The organism is Sorangium sp. So ce385 (assembly GCF_051474135.1).
Lineage (GTDB): Bacteria > Myxococcota_A > Polyangia > Polyangiales > Polyangiaceae > Sorangium > Sorangium cellulosum_D.
In genome coordinates, this window is the sequence record NZ_CP150337.1 from 2,670,419 (window position 1) to 2,689,624 (window position 19,206).

Here is a 19,206-nt window from a genome sequence, read left to right on the forward strand (position 1 = left end):
CGACCAGCAGGCGCTGTCTGCTGGCGAAGTGCGCAGCCTCGCTGGCCCGGGCCCGGATCGGCGCCGAACGCCGCTCACCGCTCATGTCGGCGCGTGTGCGTGCAGGGGCCGGCGATGGCGCGACCGAGCAGGACGGCAGGGCTCAACGGGCCATCAAGCCAGCTTCTGGAGGGCGCGTCGTCGGACGCGCGGCGCGCCTCATCGAACGACGAGCCCGCGCGTCCACGCGTCGTGGGAAGCGCTCGCGTCGCCCTGGATGGGCACCGGCGGCCCGAGGAAACGCGGCCCGCGGCCTGACCAGGTGTCGATGAGCGTCAGCGCCGTGGCGAGGAGCTCGCGCCGCGCGTCGCGGTCGGCGTTCGCGTAGACGCGCCGGTCGGCGGCGTAGCCCACCGCGGGGAAGCCCGCCGCGCGCGCCAGGTACAGGGCGCGCGGCAGGTGAAAGCCCTGGGTGCACACGACCGCATCGCGCACGCCGAAGACGCGCGCGGCGCGCTGCATCGTGTCCAGCGTGCGCAGGCCCGCATGGTCCAGGAACACGTCCTCGGAAGGCACGCCCCGGCTGACGAGCCACGCGCGCATGGCGTTGGGCTCGTCGTACCCGACGCGCCCGTGGTCCCCGGAGACCAGGACGCGCCGCACCTTGCCGGCGCGGTACAGATCGAGGGCCGCGGCGAGCCGATCTTCGAGGACCGCCGACGGCGTTCCGTCCGGCCACACGAGCGCGCCCGGGACGATGGCCACCTCGCCCCGCGGTACGGCGTCGAGCGCGCGGTAGATGCGCGCCGACCGGAGGACCCAGAGGCGCGCGCCGGTCAGGGCAGCGCCCCCGACGAGCAGCAGCAACACCAGGGTCGCGAGCGCGCGGTAGGCGAGCCGTCGAGGGGTCGACGCGCCGAGGCGAGGCCGGGCCGGGCGAGGCTTCGGGAGCACGCCCGGGTCAACGCGCCGTCCGGCGCTCGTATTCTGGCGCGGTGTCCCTCGCGCCCCGAGCGCCGGCGCCGCCGCCCGCCGTCCCACACCGGCCTGCGCGCCGGCGCGCTCCGATCTCCCCCTGACGACTCCGCGCTGGAGGGCGGCGCCTCCAGGCTGAGGGGGCGCGCCCTCAGCGCGCCCGCGCGGGCGCGGGCCGCCCGGGCCGCGGAGCGCGCGAAGGCGCGAAAATGCCGACGTGCGCGCGGCCGAGCGCCGGGATCGGGGAGTGGCACGCTTCCTGTTTAAAGGCGTTGCGTGACGCTCGGCGCGGTCCAAGCGGCGAGCGGGGCGACCCGGGCAATCGATGGACTCGACTCGTCGCACCCGCGGCGGACCGCCCGCGCGTCAGATCACGTGTCGTTCAACTAAATACCCGAAAGAGAGCTCAACCATGAAGCGTGCAATGACCCTCCTCGCCTCGTCCCTCGTGTCCTCGTTCGCGCTCGTGGGCTGCGTCGCCGACGCGACCGACCTCGACGCGGAGCTGGCCGGCCTGGAGGAGGTCGAAGAGACCTCGCAGGCGCTGTGCGTCGCCCCGCCGACGGCCGACCAGACCGCGGCCCAGTCGAACTCGAGCGACGTCGGCAGCTTCACGATCCGCGAGTCGCCGGACAACACCTACTACAGCAGCAAGGGCAACTACGTCGTCGAGGTCACGAACGTGAAGAACGCGTTCGCGTCGACCCAGACGGCGATGGCGTACAGCGTCAACGCCGGCAAGTCGAAGAGCGTCTGCGAGCACACGACGACGACGGCGACGCTCTACGGCTTCGACGAGGTCGAGGGCTGCTGGGTGCAGATCGGCGCGACGAAGAGCAAGACGGGCGTGTACTACCCGGGCGGCGGCTTCATCCAGCCGAGCTGCGATGACGTCGTGAGCTGGTCGATCCCGAAGACGGTCACCAAGGTCCGCATCCAGGGCAAGTCGGTGCTCCAGACGACGTTCGGCCCGGCCGGTCAGAAGATCGCGGAAGGCACGAGCTGGAGCCACTGATCCAGCGCGAGGGGCGGGGGAGCGCGCGTCGCGCGCATGTGCCACACTCGGGCGCGAGCGCGCGCGGCCGTCCACCCGCCTGTCGCTGCGCCCACACGCCGTGTCGCAGAACGTCAGCCTGCAGCTGCTCCACCTCGCGCAGCGCGTCCGCGCGCGCGACGCGCACGTCGCGCGCGCGCCCGACCCCGCCCTGCAGGCCCTCAGCCCCGCGGCGCCGCTGCGGGCGCTCGTCGCGGAGCGCGCGCGCGTCGGTGGGCTCGGCGCCGTCTTCGCGCTGGGCGACGGGCTCGACGCGTTGACCTTCTCGCCGACGCTCTACCTGCTCGAGAGCGCCGCGAGCGTGGCGCAGCTCGCGCATCGCTGGAGCGCGCTCGAGCGCGCGTGGGGCGTGCGCCACCAGACGCGGTTCGCGCTCGACGGCGCCGGCGCCCTGCAGCTCGCGGCGCAGCCGTACGCCGGCGAGCTCGCCCCCGCGAGCCAGACCGTGATGATCACCGGGGTGCTCGCCGCGCTGCTGCGCCGAATGGGCCACGGCGAGCTCGTCGTCGCGGCGCGCGCCGCGCGCGGACCGTGGCGCGATCTCGCCTGCGACGCCCGCTGGCTCGGGCCCGCGTCGCTCGCCGAGCCGCCGCTCGCGCTCCGCCTCGCGTGGTCGCGCCGGACCGCGCCGGCGCCGTCCGCGCGCCAGACGCTGCACTCACCGAGCGCCGCGGACGACCCGGTCGCCGCCACGCTCGCGGCGATCGCGCGCGAGCCGCACGCGCCGTGGACGCCGCAGGGCCTCGCGCACGCCACGCGCCAGTCGGTCCGCACGCTGCAACGCCGGCTCGCGGCGCACGGCACCACGGCCTCGGCGCTCGCGCGCCGCGTGCGCATGCGCGACGCCACCGTCGCGATCGCCGGCTCGCTTCGGCCGCTCACCGAGATCGCGCACGCGTACGGGTTCAGCGACGCGGCCCACCTGGCGCGCGAGTTCCGCGCCGCGTCGGGCATGCCGCCGAGCGCGTACCGCGCGGTCGCGCGCACGCGCTAGCGCGCGCCCACGGCGCGGCGCGCGCGCGGCAGCGGACGATTGGCGCCGACGATTGGCGCGCAGATTCAAGCCCGCCGCGCGCCCCGCTGCGAGGGTGAGCACGCACCGGCGAGCGGCCCTGCCCCCCGGTGCAGAAAGGCACGCCCCCTCCGTATGAACCCCGAACGCAACAAGCAGATGCTGCTCGAGCTGTACGACGCCGTGGTCGGCAGGGACTGGGACGCCGTCCGCGCGCTGTTGACCGCCGACTTCGTCGACCACAACCCCGACGCGCGCGCCGCGCCGGGGGCGAACGGCTGCGAGGCCTTCATCGCCTATTTCCGCGACGGCGAGACGCCGCTTGACGGCGCGCAGGTCGAGATCCAGCGCATGATCGCCGACGCCGACTACGCCGTGGTGCACTACAAGCTCGTGAACCCGCGGCGGCCGCGCGGCGTCGCGGTGGTCGACATCTTCCGCGTCGCCGACGGGCGCTTCTGCGAGCACTGGGACGTGCTGCAGGACATCCCGGCCGACGCGCCGAACCCCCGCGCCATGTTCTGAGCGCGCCGCCTCGCACCCACGGCGGCGCGCGCCTACCCCTCGCCGAGCCGACAGCCGGTCACCCATCGGCGCACGACACCTCACGCCGTGCGCGGCGACCGGGCGCGTCGGTAAAAGAAGCGCGATCGTGGGCACGGGGAGGTGTGGAGCGGCGAACGGATGTGGTACTTCGGAGGGCGGCGCGCAGAGGGTTTCCGGGAGCCCTTCGACCAAGGAAGACAAATGAGCACCGCCACCGCTGACCCAGCGCCCCGCCCTTCGCTGGGCAAGCGCCTCCTCGCAAACACCTTCGTCCGCATCCTGCTCGCGGTGCTCGCCTCCATCGGCAGCATGGCGCTGCTGCTCATGCTGTCCGAGATCGTGCCCAGACCCCTGCGCGTGGTGTGGCCAACGCTGCTGGCCGCGGCCGCATGCATGGCAGGCTACCGCTTCTACGTGCGCAGGGTGGAGAAGCGCGAGCCGCTCGAAGCTGCCGGGCCGCGCATCCTGCCGGAGCTGGGCATGGGCATCGGCGTCGGCGCGGCGCTGGCGGTCGGCGTGGCCGGCTCGTTGCTGCTGTGTGGCGCCCTGCAGGTGCAGGGCCTGGGTGACTGGCGCGCCATCTTCAAGCCGCTGCCGGAGCAGATCATGGTCGCGACCTTCGAGGAGCTCGTGTTCCGCGCCATCCTGTTCCGCATCGTCGAGCAGCGGTGGGGGTTCCGCATCGCCGTGACAGCGAACGTTCTGCTGTTTGCGCTTGCCCACCTGCCGAACCAGAACGTGAGCGTCCTCGCGATTCTGGCCACGGCATCGGCCGGCGCCGGCCTGCTCGGCGTCTACCTGCTCACCCGCCGCGTATGGATCGCCATGGGCATGCACTTCGCCTGGAACTACCTGTTCGATGCGATGATGTCCGTGCCCGTCTCCGGCCACGCGGCGCGCGGCTGGATTCAGGTGACACCGGCCGGTCCGGCGTGGCTGAGCGGCGGTGCTTACGGCGTCGAGGGGTCGGTCGTCACGCTGATCGCGTGGACCGCTGCCGCCATCGCGCTGTTCCGTGTGGCGCGCCAGCGCCCAGCCAACGTGCTCCCGCGCTGATCCTCGACATCGCGCGACGTCGGGCGGGTCCCATGCAATGGGAGCTCTACGGAAGATGACGCTCCCACCGCTCGGGCGCGCTTCCTCGACCGGGGGAGATCAGAAGGTCGAGAAATACGCCCACGGCTGGTTGCCGGCGCTGGCCTGCATGCAGTAGCCGCCGTTTCGCTCGGCCGGCAAGGTGACGTTGGCGCCGTTGCAGGTCACGAGCACGCCGTTGATGCGGAACGTCCGCCCCGCGGCGAAGTTGCCGCAGTTGAGCCCTTGCAGGTTCACGGTGGTCTCGTGGCAGGTGGCCGCGGTGCCGAGGTTGCCCGAGTGGTAGCTCTGCGTCGAGAACACGACGGGGCTCGAGCAGAGGCCGCCGCAAGGAGTGCCGCCGCCGGGATCGCCGCACACGTTCGACGTGCCGCCGCCGCCGCAGGTCTCGGGAGCCGTGCAGCTTCCGCACGAGCTCACGCTCCGCGGCGCGCCGCAGTTGTCGACGTCGCTCAAGCTGCCGCACTCGGCGCCGAGGCGCGCGCAGAACTGGGCGTCGCTCTCCGGGGTGCAGGTCCCGTCCGTCACCTCGAAGACGAGCTCGACGGTATCGAAGAGGCCATCCTGATCCGTGACCCGCACGACGGCCGTGCTCAGCCCGGCGGAGGGGGGCGTGCCGCTCAGCGTGCCGTCGCTCGCCACCGTGAGCCAGCTCGCGCCGCTCTGCTTGGAGTACGTCAGCGTATCGCCGAGGTCCGGATCGCTCGCCGTCCCGGCGAGCGTCTGCCCGGACAGCGCCACGTTGACCGTGGCGCTCCGCGTGATCGGATCGAGCGTGAAGCCGGGCGCGCGATTGCCGAGGTAGAGCGCCGAGACGCCGGGGAACTCGGTCTGCGCCTTGGCGAGCTCGAGCTCGAGCTGCGGAGTCCAGCGGAAGGCGAGCCGGGCCTCGTCCTCGAGGTCCACCCCCGCGGCGCCCGCGCAGAAGTGGATGAACTCGCCGAGGTTGAGCGGGCGATTGCCGTACGTGCTGTTGATCGTGGGCAGGTGCTCGGCGAGGAGCTGGAAGAACCTGGACAGGAACCGGCTGCCCTTGTGGTCCGCGTCCGTGTTGCCGAACTCGCCAGCATAGAGCGGATAGTACCAGTCGCGGAACCAGTAAACGCCGAATCCATCGGTGTGGGACACGTTGTCCGCGTAGATCACCGGCGCGAGGTTCGGGGAGATCGTGGTCAGGTTCAGGAACACGTCGTAGCCGAAGATCTCGGCCCACTTGCTGTCACCCCAGGCATTGAAGGCGGGCGAGCCCGCGATGCCGTTGTTGTTGCTCTCGACGATGTGCCCCATCTCGTGGATCAGCGACTGCACGACCCAGCCGTAGTCCGGCACCGACCAATCGCTGCTCACGGTGAAGATGATGTTTCGATAGGAGGCGGCGCTGTCCGAGGCGTACACGACTCCACCGACGTTGTAGGCCAGGGTGCCGGGAACCTCACCCGGAGCGTTGTCCTGGTTTCCGATCATGTGAAGGATCGGGTCGACCATGCTGCCGTAGGTGTCCTTCGCGTAGCCCCAGGCTTCGCTGACGATCGGGGCCACCCAGGTGGCGCCGGACGGGTTCGGGACGTACTGGTCGAAGTACGCGGCGAGGTTCGCGTCCGAGTAGGCCAAGGTGACCGTGCGGTTGTGGCCGTCGTACCAGCCGTTCTCCACGAACGACGCGGGCGGCGTGTTCGCGGTGGTGGTCGCGCTCACGGGGCCGACCTTGATCGAGCTGCCCGCCGCGTTCTGCGCGCTCACGCGGAAATAGTAGGTCTGGTTCGGCGCCAGGCCGGTGGCGCGGAACTCGGTGCTGCCGGCGCCGGTCGTCCCGACCACGAGACCGGAGGTGAAGCTCGAGTTCGTGGCTCGCTCCACGCGGTAGGACGCTTCGGGGTTGAGCTGCCCGGCGTTGTCCGTCCAGGTGACGCGGATCTGATTGCCCGACAGGGCCTGCGCGTTCACGCTGTCCGGCGCGGCCGGCGCGGCGAGGGAGGCGCTGCTCGTGCCGAAGAGCCGCCACTCTGCGAGCTGCGTGTCACCGGCGCCGTGGTTGTCCTGGATGTGCAGGCGGTATCGGTTGAACTCCAGCCGCTCGGGGTTGCAGGAATACGTGCGCGCGCTGTGGCGGTTCGTGAACGACTGGTCGGTTCGCGTGTCGAGCACGGTCCAGCTCGTGCCGTCGTTCGAGCCTTCGAGCGTCCAGTCCTTCGGATCGCGGTTCGGGAAATCGTTGGCGGACGTCAGGCTGTAGCTGGTGACCACGGAGCTCGGCGTCTCGAGCCGGATCCAGGTGCTGGAGTTCGGCTCGTAGTACTTCGAGAACGGATTGTTGTCCGTGACCTTCGTGACATCCTCGCCGGCGACCCCGTTTCCAGGGTGCTGCTCGACGGGCGCGGACGAGGAGAGCGCGGTGATGTCCTGGAGCACGGCGACTCCCGCCGTCGTGGCGCGCGCGGAGACCTCGGACGGGAACCCGCGCAGCGCGCCGTTCACCGCCTGCACCTGATAGAGATAACTCGTGCCTGGAGCCAGGTTCGTGTCGGTGTAGCTGGTGGAGCTCGTGAAGACCTCCGTGGTGCCGCTGCCGTCGTCGTTCACGCGCTGGACGTAGTAGCCGGAGGCGTTCGCGGCGGGCGTCCAGGTCAGCGTGACGGCGTCGGAGTCCACGCTCGGCGCGGCGAGCACCGGAGTGCCGGGCATGGTGCCTGCGGCCAGCGAGCCGCCGACGCGCAGCTCGGCGAGCTGCAGCGCGTTGCCGCCGCCGAGGTTCTGGCTGATGTTCAAGCGATAGTAAAGGTACGCATTCGAGTTCGAAAAGGTGAAGGACCGGGTCTGGTGCCGCGAGGTGAAGGACTGGTTCGTCCTCGTGTCGAGCACGACCCAGCTCAGGCCATCGATGGATCCCTCGAAGGTCCAGCTGCTCGGATCGCGGTCCGGGAAGTCGTTGGCCGAGGTGATGTCGTACGAAACGATGATCGACGGAGCCTGCATCCGGTACTGGATCCACTCCGTGCGGTGGGGCATGAAGAGCTTGGTGTTGACGTCGCCGTCGTGCACCTTGTCGATGCCCTCGACCCCCGGGGGATTTCCCCGCATGTCGCTGACGTCGGCCGTGGACGCCGGGGTCAGATCCGTGCCAGTGAGGGCCGCTCGTTGCGACGCGATCGCCTCGTCGGAGTCGGGCGAATCGAAAGATACGCAGGCGGGAAGGAAGAAGAGCGGGAGCCAGAGACGCGCGCGTGTACGGTGTTGCCGCATTGCCGATTGACCTCGTCAGGGATGAAGCGAAACGGATCGGGAAACGACGCAAACGAAGGGGCGCCGTTTCGGGGAGATGGAAAGCATACAATTCGAGGGCGTCAAGGACGAACCTGCACGCTCGCTTCAGGTGACTGATGATTTCTTATGCCATCTGCTGCCTCCTGGGAGATGACATCAGAGCGACCATCGAGTTACGCATTCCCGGCGGCGTGAGCTGGATCGACCCGCCGATGCTGCCCCGCACCACCCACAGCACCGTCTTCGCCCGGGGTAGCCGCCGCCGGCGTTGCGTGGGTGCTCGCCCCCCCGCCGACGAGGTGCGTCAGCCCTGAGCGCCGGTGCCGCCGCCCGCCGTCCTACACCGGCCTGCGCGCCGGCGCGCTCCGATCTCCCCCTGACGACTCCGCGCTGGAGGGCGGCGCCTCCAGGCCGAGGGGGCGCGCCCTCAGCGCGCCGGCGCGGGCGCGGACCGCCCGGGCCGCGGAGCGCGCGAAGGCGCGAAAATGCCGACGTGCGCGCGGCCGAGCGCCGGGATCGGGGAGTGGCACGCTTCCTGTTTAAAGGCGTTGCGTGACGCTCGGCGCGGTCCAAGCGGCGAGCGGGGCGACCCGGGCGACGGATGGACTCGACCCGTCGCACCCGCGGCGGACCGCCCGCGCGTCAGAACACGTGATGTCCAATTAAATACCGGAAAGAGAGCTCAATCATGAAGCGTGCACTGATCCTCCTCGCCTCGTCCCTCGTGTCCTCGTTCGCGCTCGTGGGCTGCGTCGCCGACGCGACCGACCTCGACGCGGAGCTGGCCGGCCTGGAGGAGGTCGAAGAGACCTCGCAGGCGCTGTGCGTCGCCCCGCCGACGGCCGACCAGACCGCGGCCCAGTCGAACTCGAGCGACGTCGGCAGCTTCACCCTCCGCGAGTCGCCGGACAACACCTACTACAGCAGCAAGGGCAACTACGTCGTCGAGGTCACGAACGTGAAGAACGCGTTCGCGTCGACCCAGACGGCGATGGCGTACAGCGTCAACGCCGGCAAGTCGAAGAGCGTCTGCGAGCACACGACGACGACGGCGACGCTGTACGGGTTCGACGAGGTCGAGGGCTGCTGGGTGCAGATCGGCGCGACGAAGAGCAAGACGGGCGTGTACTACCCGGGCGGCGGCTTCATCCAGCCGAGCTGCGATGACGTCGTGAGCTGGTCGATCCCGAAGACGGTGACCAAGGTCCGTATCCAGGGCAAGTCGGTGCTCCAGACGACGTTCGGCCCGGCCGGTCAGAAGATCGCCGAAGGCACGAGCTGGAGCCACTGATCCAGCGCGAGGGGCGGGGGAGCGCGCGGCCTCCTGCCACCGGCACGCGCGCCTGCGCGCTCGCTCCGGTGATGAGCCGGCGACCGTTCCGGCCTGAACGGCGGCGCGACGCGCGGGCGGGAGATCCGGCTTTCGTCCCCCGTTGAGCCTATCCTCTCGCAAACGCTCGATCCTTGCAAGACTGGTTCTTCGCGAACACGGGTCCACCTTGTCGGCCCGCCGCGCGGCCCGGATCCACGCGCGGCGCCAGCCTGGAGGACTCCATGAGCGACGTCACCATCCTCTTCGGAAGACCCCATGTCCCTCAGCTCGCCGATGATCGCTTCGAAATCGACGTGCTGGCCGCCGAGGAGCTCGGCATCGAGTCGTACGCGATCCCTCTCGACCCCGTCGTGAATGGCGAGCCGGAGCGCGCCTTGCGCCGGCTGCCGAAGCCCCGGTACCGGACTTGGCTCTACCGGGGGTGGATGTTGAGCGAGGAGGAATACACCGGCCTGTACGAGGCCCTGCAGGACCGCGGCGAGGAGCTCGTCGTCGATCCCGAGAGCTTCGCCGAGGCGATGTACATGCCGAGCTACGTCCCGCTGCTCGGCGCTCGAACGGCGCCCACGCGGTGGACCGAAGGTGAAGACATCCGGGAAGCGTGGGAGGTGGCCCTGGAGCTCGGGCCGCCGCCGTGGGTGGTCAAGGACCACGTGAAATCCGTCAAGGAGCTCTGGCATCGTGCGTGTTTCGTGCCCGAGGGCGCCACGTACGACGATTTCGCCGAGATCTGCGAGAAGGTCCTGGAGCTCCGCGGCGACCGGTTCGAGCGGGGGTTCGTCGTGAGAAAATACCTCGATCTCGCGACGTTGCCCGGCTGGGCGCCCGGCCAGCGTCGCGTGACCGACGAGCACCGGCTCGTGTTCTGGGAGGGGCGGCTGGTGGCGCACGCGCCGTACTACGACGTGGACGCGACGCTCGAGCATCCGGGGCAATTCGCCCATCTCGGGCAGGTCATCGGCTCCCCTTTCTTCACGGCCGACGTGGCCCGGCTCGAGCGCGGTGGGTACACGGTGATCGAAATCAACGACGGCGGCTGCTCGGTCTTCCCCGAGCAGATGGATCCGCGCGACGTCTATCGGGCGATGCTGGGCTGAGCCCCCGGGCTGCACGCGGCCGCGCGTCCCCCCCACGCGCCGCCGACACCCCCGGGCGGCGCGGCCACCGAGCGACCCGACTGGTGACAGCGGGCTCGATCAGGGCCTCTCGATCAGCGCCCGAACGCTCCGGCGAAACCCATCACAAGAGGCCGGCGCCGACCCAGAGCCCGGGCTCGTAGGCCACGAGCGCATCCACGTCGCTCGAGGCGAGCAAGAGAAAATCCACCGGCGAGACACCGACGAACAGGTGCGGCGTGATCGGGAGCTGGATCCCCCACGCGAAGCGGCCGCCGAAGGCGCCGACGCTCTCGAAGTACGGTGAGTCGAAGAAGATGCGGTAATAGCCCGGCGTGATCCCGACCGACATCTCGAGATGCGAGCCGACGCCCATCACGAGCCGGAGCGGCACGCCGGCCGCAACCTGGTTGACGTCGGTGGTCGAGACGCTCCGGAGCTCGACGCCGATCTCGAAGCGGCGCGTCTCGCTCAGGCGCAGGCGCGCGAGCACGTCGAGATCCACGGACATCCCATCCTTGACCGCGAAGCGCGCCGGAACGAAGTAGCCGGAGATCCCGAGCGAGAGCGCCATCCGGCGCGCGTTGGCCTCCGCCTGGGGGCCTGTCCCGGGCTGCTCGGCCGCGGGCTCCGGAGGCGCTTCCGGCGCGCGCCCGGACGGCCGCGCGGCGGCCGCGGCCGAGGGCGGGGGAGACGCGGGGTACGCGCCTGCCGGGGGCGGCGCGGACGGGTAGGGCGGGGGAGGCCCGCCGGCCGGAGGCGGAGGGTACGGATGCGGCGCGGGGTACGCGCCTGCCGGAGGCGGCGAGTACGGGTAGGGCGCGGGATATCCGCCCGCTGGAGGCGGCGGGTACGGATACGGCGCGGGGTACGCGCCTGCCGGAGGCGGCGGGTACGGATAGGGCGCGGGATAGCCGCCAGCCGGAGGTGGCGGGTACGGATAGGGCGCGGGATAGCCGCCAGCCGGAGGGGGCGCGTACGGGTAGGGCGCGGGATACCCGCCGGCCGGAGGCGGCGGATACGGATAGGGCGCCGGAGCCGGCGGCGCCGCCGGAGCGCGCGGCGGCGGCGCAGCGGGCGGCGGCGCAGCGGGCGGCGCCGAGCTCGCCGCCGCGGGCTTCGCCGCCGGGGGCGGCTCGGAGCGCGCCGGCTGCGCCGCGGCCTCCCGCGCCGGCTGCGCCGCGGCCTCCCCCGCGGCCAGGCTCAGGGAAGCGAGCGCCATCAGCGCGGGGGCCGCGGCGGCGCCGCCGCGAGGGCCGCGGGCGCGGCGCGCGCGCAGGACGGCCGCCGCGAGGCCCAAGAGGAGCGCCAGCGAGACGAGCTGGGCGGTGCTCAGCCCGCCGTACACGCCGCGCCCCGCATCCCCGCGGAGGAGCTCGACGAAGAACCGGCCGGCGGCGTAGAGCGCGAGCCAGGTCCCGAAGGCGCGGCCGTCCCGGTGCCCCCGGGCGAGCCAGAGGGCGGCGACCGCGCTCGCCAGCAGCCCGAGCGCGGCCTCGTAGAGCTGCGTCGGGTGCACGGGCAGGCTCGGCGCCCCGAGGGGCACCCAGCCGGCGGCGACGTGGTCCGCCGCCGCGGGGCTGCCCGCGGGAAACCGGACGCCCAGCGCGCCCGCCGTGACGCGGCCGTAGTCGCACCCGGCGAGGAAGCACCCGGTCCGCACGCTGGCGTACGTGATCCCGAGCCCGGGCACGAGCCGGTCGAGGAACGGCAGCACCGGCGCGCCCCGGCGGAGCAGGACCAGGCCGGCGACGGCGACGCCCGCGAGGAGCCCCCCGTACGCGGCCCGGCCAGCGTGGAGCACCGGACCCCACGCGCCGCGCGCGAGCGCCTCGGGCACGGCGCGCAGCGCCTCGAAGGCATAGCCGCCGAGGAGCGCGGCGACGTAGCCCCACAGGAGCGCGCGACCCTCGACCCCGACGTCGCCGCGGTCCCGGCGCACCAGCCAGAAGAACGCCGTCGCCCCGAGGAGCCCCGCGACGGCGACCATCACCGCGTAGGTCGGCGCGAGCCACGGCGGCAGGCCGTGACGCTCCAGCCAGAGCATCAGCGCCCGGCTCACGCCCCCCTCCGGATGCGCAGCAGCATGTAGCCCGCGGGCACGAGCAGCCAGAACGCGGCGCCGAGGGGCACGGGCGCGCCCGGGCGGCCCCCCCCGCGCCCGCCGGCGCTCAGCCGGCAGCTCGTGCCCGAGCCGCTGCCCGCCGTCGGATCGCCGTCCTTGCAGCTCTGGTTGCAATCGCGGCAGTTCTGGTTGCAATCGCTGCAGTTCTGGTTGCAGTCGCTGCAGTTCTCGTTGCAGCCCGCGATGTCCTCGTTGCAGCCGGCGCAGCCGCCGCCGCAGGTGCCGCAGTCGCCGTCGCCCGACGAGCCGCCCGGCGCGCCGATGGGGACGCCGGCCGGCGAGGTCGGCTCGCCGTACTGGAGGCAGCGGTCGAGCACGGCCATGCACCCCGCGTCCGCGGCGAAGGCGAGCGCGCCGTCGCGGCCTTCGATCGGCAGCGCGGCGCACGCGCCGCTGCCCGCGGCGAGGACGCACTCCTTCACCCCCTCGATGCTCATCAGCGCGAGCACGCAGAGCGCCTCGGCGTTCATCGCGCCGGCGTTGACCCACGCGCACTCCGCCTGCGCGTCGGCGAAGCGCGGATCCGTGCGCTCGTGCTCGCATCGCCCGGCCTGGGCGCAGGTGCACACGTCCCGCACGCCGGCGGCGCACTCCGCGACCGACCCCGGGAGGTGATACGGGTTGGCGCGCACCGACTGCGGCTCGCTCCGGGGGAGCTCGGGCAGCGCGACGCCGCCCTGGGGGTCGGCGAGCGCGGGCGCGTCCGAGGGCGAGAGGGCGCTCAGCGCGACGAGCCACGCGGCGTTGACGTAGACCGCTTGATCCTGGGCGACCACGCCCGCCGGCAGCCCGGTGACGCGGATGAGCTCGCGCGCGCCCGCGCGCCGCGCGAGGTCCGCCACGATCGCGCCGGCCCGGCCGCCGAGCGCCGCGTCCTCGAGCCCCGCGGTCTCCGGCGACGCCGGCTGGCCCGCGAGGACGGGCCGCGCGGGCGGCCGCTCGGACCCGCGCTCCGCCGCGAGGGAGCGGAGCACGAACCCCTCGGCGGACGGCTCGAGCGCGCCGAGGACGATCGCGTCCTTCCCGAGCTCCTCCCGCGCCGCGTCCGCGCTGCGGACCAGCGCCGGGGCGCTCGCGATCTCCGCGTCGAGGATCGGCGTCTCCTCCCCCTGCTTGCGGTGCGCCTCCTCGAGCCGCGCCGCGACGTCGTGGAGGGCCTCCTCGGGCAAGGCCGCGAGGACCTCCGGCGCGGCGCTCAGCGCGTCGCGCAGCGGCAGGTCGTCGTAGGGCGGCGTCTCCGCGCTGCACGCGCCCAGCGCGGCGGTCGCGAGCAGCACGGCGGCACGGCGGATCGCGCTCTCGATGACGACGTTCGTTGGCATGCCCCCCTCGCGCTCCCCGGAGCGCGCGGACCCGGACTGGACACGTCGCGCTCGGCGGGCGCGGGCGCATCGCCGGTGAGGACGCCGCCGCGAGGAGATACGACGAGCGTGCCAGAAGGAGCGGCGTCGGCCAAGGCCCATGCGGGGGAGCGCCAGTGAGGGAGCTCGCCCATGCCCTCGCCGGCATGTCGAATTTCGGTTCACACCCGCGCCGGCGCGGGTCTGCCACGGGGAACGCCGGCGGAGGGCCGGCCTCACCCGAGGAGCAGAGCCATGACTCGCATCCATCCGAGAGCACACCTGTGGACCAAGGCGGCGCGGGCCCTGACGGCGCTGGGCGGCCTGCTGGCCGCGACGGCGGCCCCGGCCAGCGCGCGCGCCGAGATCCTCGCGTACGACGAGCACGACGGGGAGGTGGGCGGCGCCGTCGGCTGGGCCGACGACTGGCCCTTCGCGCGGGAGGGCGGCGAGCTCGCGCAGACCGCCGGCTACGTTCGCCGCCGGTTCGCGGTCCCGCTGTCGGCCGCGCACGCCACCCGGTGGATCGCCGTCACCGGCCGCATGGCCGCGCCCCCGGTCGGCTACGCGTACCACGTGCCCATGGGCGTCAGCTCCTGGACGACCGCCCACCAGCACCACGGCCTCCATTTCGACACCTCGAGCCCCGCGGGCCTGCTCGTCGACGGCGCCGGCCCGACGAGCGGCATCGCCGCGACCACGCAGCAAACGTGGCTCGCGCGGTACGTGTTCGGCCCCGCCAACGCGAACGGCCGGTACAGCGCCACCGTGAGCATCTGGGCCGGATCCGGCGCCGGTCGCCGCATCGACCCCGGGGCGTCGCCGGCCGTCGTCCGCACGCTCGCCGACACCACGCTGGACAGCCTCTATTCCGGGCAGAGCGGCGCTCAGGACCTCTTCTTCGTGGAGCGCGAGAGCGTCGCCACCACGGCCAGGGAGGCGCTCGCCGCGCCCGAGCGCGATCTCTACGTGGTCGCGCACCAGGACGACGATCTGCTCTTCATGAACCCCGACATCGCGGATTCGATCCACGCGGGGAACTCCGTGGAGACGGTCTATGTCACCGCGGGCCTCGGCGGCAATTGCCTGGACGTGATGGGCGAGCGGGAGGCGGGGATGAAGGCCGCGTACGCGGCGATGGCCGGCCTCGCCAACAGCTGGAGCTGCGCCGAGGCCGCGGTGCTGGGCAAGGATCTCGTGCGCTGCGCGCTCGACGGGAGCGCCGGCCGCGTCGGGCTCGTGTTCCTGCGGCTCCCCTCGTCCCCGGACACGGCGCTCCTGAGCGACCTCTGGAGCGGGGGCACGCCGACCTTGACGCGCGTCGACCGCACCGGCGACGAATGCGACTACAAATGCGCCACCGACGACCCCGCCGACGACGCGTGCGACGACCCCGATGACGAGATCCCCGCCGACGAGCCCCCCGTCGACTACACCCGCGAGGAGCTCATCGACGTCCTCGCTCGCCTGATGTCCGATTTCCGCGCGAGCCGCGTCGGCACGCTGAACAGCGATCATGGCCACGCCGGCGACCACATCGATCACTACTACTCGTCGCTGTTCGCGTTCGCCGCGCAGCAGGCCTACGCCGCGGGGCACGCGCTCCAGACCTACCGGGGCTACGACATATCGAACGAGCAGGCGAACGTCTCCGACGAGGAGTTCGACATCACCTGGGACGCGTTCCGGTGGTATGCGCAATGCGACCGATTCACCTGCACGGACATGAGCGCGTGCGGCACCGGGACCACCTGCGACCCGGACAAGCAGGACTATCGCGCCTGGGCGCGCCGCCGGTACGCGGCCTCGGCGATCGCGGGCGTCTCGGGCCGCCTCGGCGCGCTCGGGGGCAAATGCCTCGCGGCCGCGGGCACGTCGAGCGGCGCGCCCGTGGTCCTCGCCGATTGCTCCATGGCCGCGGCGCAGCAGTGGACCGTCGGCGAGGACCGCATCGGCGGCCCCGGCGGCCGCTGCCTCGGCGTCGCCGGCGGCAGCGCGTCGAGCGGCGCGCCCGTGGTGCTCGAGAGCTGCGCCGGCACGCAAGGCCAGGCGTGGACGATGCTGGACGGCGGGCAGATCCGCGGCCTCGAGGGGAGGTGCCTCGCGGTCGCCGGCGGCAACGCCGCGAACGGCACGCCCGTGCAGATGGTCGACTGCAATGGCGCCGACGCGCAGCGGTTCGCGATCCAGCTCTCGGCGCCCACCCGCTGGTCGTACGGCAACGATTTCTCGGACGCCCAGATCGGCACGAGCCAGGCCTACACGCGCACGGTCCGGCTCGGCGACGTGGACGGCGACGGCAAGGCCGACGCGTGCGTGCGGCGCGCCGACGGCGTGTATTGCGCGCGCAGCAACGGCGCGGGCGGGTTCCTCCGCGCGCAGCGGTACACGACGGAGTTCTCCGACGCGAACGGCTGGCAGCCCGCGCGCTACGGCAACACGATCCAGCTCGCCGACATCGACGGCGACGGGAAGGCCGACATCTGCGGCCGCGGCATCTGGGGCATCCGCTGCCAGGTCGCGAACGCCGCCGGCGACGCGTTCGTGACCTCCGGCGACGGCTGGTGGACGTACAGCTTCTCCGACGCCGAGGGGTCCGGCGACGCGCCGAGCTACTACCGCTCGATCCACCTCGCCGACGTGGACGCCGACGGCTACGCCGACGTGTGCGGCCGCGGCGCCGACGGCCTGCGCTGCGCGATCAACACGACCGCCGGGAGCTTCGGGTCGGCGGCGCTCTGGCTCGCCGAGATGTCCGACGCGAACGGCTGGCTCCCCGAGCCGTACGGCGCCACGATCCAGCTCGGCGACATCGACGGCGACGGCGCGGCGGACGCCTGCGGCCGCGGGCCGTCCGGCGTGGTGTGCGCGGTGGCGAGCGCCTCCGGCGCCGGGTTCGTGCGGCCGCACGTCTGGTCGTACAGCCGCGGGGGCGCGCCGGATTACGGGGACGGGTCGGAGTTCGACGCGGCGCCGAGCCACTGGGGGAGCCTCGGCCTCGGCGACGTCGACGGCGACGGCGACGCCGACCTCTGCGGCCGCGGCGCCTCCGGCGCGCTGTGCGCCCTGTCGAACCGCCTCGGCTTCGGCGCCGCGCGCCCCGCGTCGATCGGCGCCTTCGGCGATGCCCAGGGGTGGCTCCCCGCGCGGTACGGCGCGACGGTGCAGCCCGGCGACGTCGACGGCGACGGCCGCGCCGACCTGTGCGGCCGCGCGTCGGACGGCCTCTGGTGCGCGCTCGCGCCGTGAAGCGGCGACGGCGGTCGGGCCGCGCGTTCCGGCGCCGCGTCGATCCTCTCTCCACGGCGTGGACCTGCGGCGCCGCCGCGGGACGGCGGGATCGCCGACCGCGGGACGTCGGCGGACGGTGATATCCTCGGCGCCACGATGTCCCTCGACCGAGAGCACCTCGAGCGCGAGGTCCGCGAGCGCTGCGAGAGCGGCGCCGTCGCGCGGGCCGCCGAGCTCGCCGTCCGCGGCTACGGGCCCGAGATCCTCGGCTTCCTGACCGCGCTCCTCCGCCGCGAGGAGGACCCCGACGACGTCTTCTCGCTGTGGTGCGAGCGCATCCTGCGCGGGCTGCCGACCTTCGCGTGGGAGTGCTCGCTCCGCACCTTCGCGTACACGATCGCGCGGAACGCGGCGAAGAACCACGCCCGCGACAGGCGCGCCCGCGAGCGGCGCGTGCGCCCCTCGCTCGGGACGACGGAGCTGAGCGCGATCGAGCAGCAGGTGCGCACCGAGACGCGGCCCTACCTGCGCACCGACGCGAAGGACAAACTCATGGAGCTGCGCGAGGCGCTGCCGCCGGACGATCGGATGTTGCTCGTGCTGCGCCTCGACAAGGGGCTGGAGTGGAAGGACGTGGCGCGGGTGATGCTCGGCGAAGACGCGGTGGACGAGGCCGCGCTGAAGCGGGAGGCGCAGCGGCTGCGCAAGCGCTTCCAGATCGTGAAGGACCAGCTCGTCGAGGCGGGCCGGCGCGCGGGGCTGCTCGGCGAGGGGTGATTCGCTCCGCCCGCGGGCGCTACCACGCGCCGAGCGCGCCGCCGTGGGCGCCCGCGGCGATGCGCTCGGCGCCGTCCTCGCCGAGGCAGCCGGCCGTCAGCGCCGGCGAGCCGGCGCTCAGGTCGAAGTCGCCCGCGAGCAGGTCCGCGAAGATCGGGTCAGCCTCGATGTTCCCGTCCTGACCGGGCACGATCACGTTGCCGAGCCGCTCGTTCCCGAAGAGCACGTTGCACCGCACGCGCCCGCGCTGCACGTGCTCCTGCTCGAGCGCGGCGCCGTTCGCGAGGATCACGTTGTTGAGGACGTCGAGCTCCGCGGCGTCCGCGACGATCGCGTGAGCGCGGTTGTCGTAGAACACGTTCTGGGCGACGACCGCGTGATCCTGCAGGTGACTCCCCACGAAGCCATGCTCGTTGTGGAGGAACACGTTGTTGCGGACCACGGCGAGCGCGTGGAAGTAGAGCATCACGCCGACCTCGTTGCCCTCGATGATGTTCTGCGTGAGGAGCAGCGACGGACGCGCGCAGTCTTCCCAGTTCTCCCCGCTGTGGCCGTCCGCGTAGACGGCCGCGGCGTACCAGTTGCCCGAGCAGCCCAGCACGTCGCGCGAGCAGTCCCCCGCCGATCCCACGTTCCGCAGCGTGAAGCCCCGGACGACGGCGTTCTGGGCGCCGGTGTAGTCGATGAGGTTCTCGCTCAGCCCCTGGCCGTCGAGCACCGTCGTCGTCGCGCCCGCGCCGACCAGCTTCACGCCCGAGCGCAGGCGGAGGTGCTCACGGTACTCCCCCGGCTGGACGAAGACGGTATCGCCGTACGCCGCGGCGTCGATGGCCCCCTGGATGCTCGGGTAGGCGTCCGGCACCACGAGCACGCGCTCCTCGCCCGGGCTCGGGAGCGAGCACCCCGCCGTGCCCGTGCTCGCGTCCAGCACCTCGCCGCCCTCGTCGAGCGCCACCGCGGACGCGAGCGCCGCGCCGTCGGTGGCCAGCGTGATGAGCGGGCCCGTCGCGCTCTCGACGTCCAGCACCGCCGGGGCGTCCGAGGTCACGACCAGGCTGTCGACGGTCACGCGCGCGCCGCCGGGCACGCGGAGCCGCAGCGCGGAGGACGCGCCCTGCGCCGATCCATCGGCGCCGCCCGGCGCGTCGTCCGGCCTGCTCGCCCCGCCAGGCGGCTCGGGGGTCGAGGGCCCCTGGAGATCTGCTCCTGTCGAGACCTCTGTCCCACACGCGACGATCCACACCGTGGCGCAGAGCGCTCCGAAGCGAGAGATGGTGTTCATGGCGGTGAGCTCGGCAAACGCCGTGCCGTTCCGCTGAAGACGCCATGCCGTTCCGCTGAAGAAGAGAGCGACGGGTTCGGC

Annotated in this window: 13 protein-coding genes; 8 read left to right on the forward strand and 5 right to left on the reverse strand. The window is 72.8% G+C overall.

Going from position 1 to position 19,206, the window contains the following annotated elements; genetic code table 11:
- Nucleotides 1-198: 198 nt before the first annotated feature.
- Nucleotides 199-933: a SanA/YdcF family protein gene (locus WME83_RS10000; protein ID WP_437319044.1), complete on the reverse strand. Its 735-nt coding sequence runs from the start codon at nucleotides 931-933 to the stop codon at nucleotides 199-201.
- A 433-nt stretch (nucleotides 934-1,366) separates the two neighbouring features.
- Between WME83_RS10000 and WME83_RS10005 the strand changes: the two genes are divergently transcribed.
- The 4 genes from WME83_RS10005 (at nucleotide 1,367) to WME83_RS10020 (ending at nucleotide 4,622) form a co-directional block, all read left to right on the forward strand.
- Nucleotides 1,367-1,969 (forward strand): hypothetical protein, encoded by a 603-nt coding sequence (locus WME83_RS10005; protein WP_437319045.1) that lies wholly within the window; start codon nucleotides 1,367-1,369, stop codon nucleotides 1,967-1,969.
- A gap of 100 nt (nucleotides 1,970-2,069) precedes the next feature.
- Nucleotides 2,070-3,002: a helix-turn-helix transcriptional regulator gene (locus WME83_RS10010; protein ID WP_437319046.1), complete on the forward strand. Its 933-nt coding sequence runs from the start codon at nucleotides 2,070-2,072 to the stop codon at nucleotides 3,000-3,002.
- Nucleotides 3,003-3,155: 153 nt separating this feature from the next.
- On the forward strand, nucleotides 3,156-3,545 hold the full coding sequence (locus WME83_RS10015) for a nuclear transport factor 2 family protein (protein ID WP_437319047.1): 390 nt from the start codon (nucleotides 3,156-3,158) through the stop codon (nucleotides 3,543-3,545).
- 222 nt (nucleotides 3,546-3,767) lie between these two features.
- Nucleotides 3,768-4,622, forward strand: coding sequence for a CPBP family intramembrane glutamic endopeptidase (locus WME83_RS10020; protein ID WP_437319048.1), 855 nt, complete (start codon nucleotides 3,768-3,770; stop codon nucleotides 4,620-4,622).
- Between the two features lie 99 nt (nucleotides 4,623-4,721).
- On the opposite strand, the gene WME83_RS10025 is transcribed toward WME83_RS10020, so the two are convergent.
- Nucleotides 4,722-7,739 carry a fibronectin type III domain-containing protein gene (locus tag WME83_RS10025; RefSeq protein ID WP_437319049.1) on the reverse strand — a complete coding sequence of 1,006 codons (3,018 nt, stop codon included), beginning with the start codon at nucleotides 7,737-7,739 and terminating at the stop codon, nucleotides 4,722-4,724.
- Nucleotides 7,740-8,610: 871 nt separating this feature from the next.
- Here WME83_RS10025 and WME83_RS10030 point away from each other — a divergent pair.
- Nucleotides 8,611-9,213, forward strand: a complete 603-nt coding sequence (locus WME83_RS10030) for a hypothetical protein (protein ID WP_437319050.1) — start codon at nucleotides 8,611-8,613, stop codon at nucleotides 9,211-9,213.
- A 263-nt stretch (nucleotides 9,214-9,476) separates the two neighbouring features.
- Nucleotides 9,477-10,352 (forward strand): ATP-grasp domain-containing protein, encoded by an 876-nt coding sequence (locus WME83_RS10035; protein ID WP_437319051.1) that lies wholly within the window; start codon nucleotides 9,477-9,479, stop codon nucleotides 10,350-10,352.
- A gap of 142 nt (nucleotides 10,353-10,494) precedes the next feature.
- Here WME83_RS10035 and WME83_RS10040 read toward each other — a convergent pair whose 3' ends face one another.
- A complete protein-coding gene (locus tag WME83_RS10040; RefSeq protein WP_437319052.1) occupies nucleotides 10,495-12,432 on the reverse strand; it encodes a prolipoprotein diacylglyceryl transferase in 1,938 nt (645 codons plus the stop codon).
- A complete protein-coding gene (locus WME83_RS10045; RefSeq protein WP_437319053.1) occupies nucleotides 12,429-13,817 on the reverse strand; it encodes a hypothetical protein in 1,389 nt (462 codons plus the stop codon). Before WME83_RS10045 ends, WME83_RS10040 begins: the two co-directional genes overlap by 4 nt.
- A gap of 273 nt (nucleotides 13,818-14,090) precedes the next feature.
- Between WME83_RS10045 and WME83_RS10050 the strand changes: the two genes are divergently transcribed.
- Nucleotides 14,091-17,084 carry a ricin-type beta-trefoil lectin domain protein gene (locus tag WME83_RS10050; protein WP_437319054.1) on the forward strand — a complete coding sequence of 998 codons (2,994 nt, stop codon included), beginning with the start codon at nucleotides 14,091-14,093 and terminating at the stop codon, nucleotides 17,082-17,084.
- 138 nt (nucleotides 17,085-17,222) lie between these two features.
- Nucleotides 17,223-17,843, forward strand: a complete 621-nt coding sequence (locus tag WME83_RS10055; RefSeq protein ID WP_437319055.1) for an RNA polymerase sigma factor — start codon at nucleotides 17,223-17,225, stop codon at nucleotides 17,841-17,843.
- A gap of 19 nt (nucleotides 17,844-17,862) precedes the next feature.
- Here WME83_RS10055 and WME83_RS10060 read toward each other — a convergent pair whose 3' ends face one another.
- A complete protein-coding gene (locus tag WME83_RS10060; RefSeq protein WP_437319056.1) occupies nucleotides 17,863-19,125 on the reverse strand; it encodes a NosD domain-containing protein in 1,263 nt (420 codons plus the stop codon).
- Nucleotides 19,126-19,206: the final 81 nt, after the last annotated feature.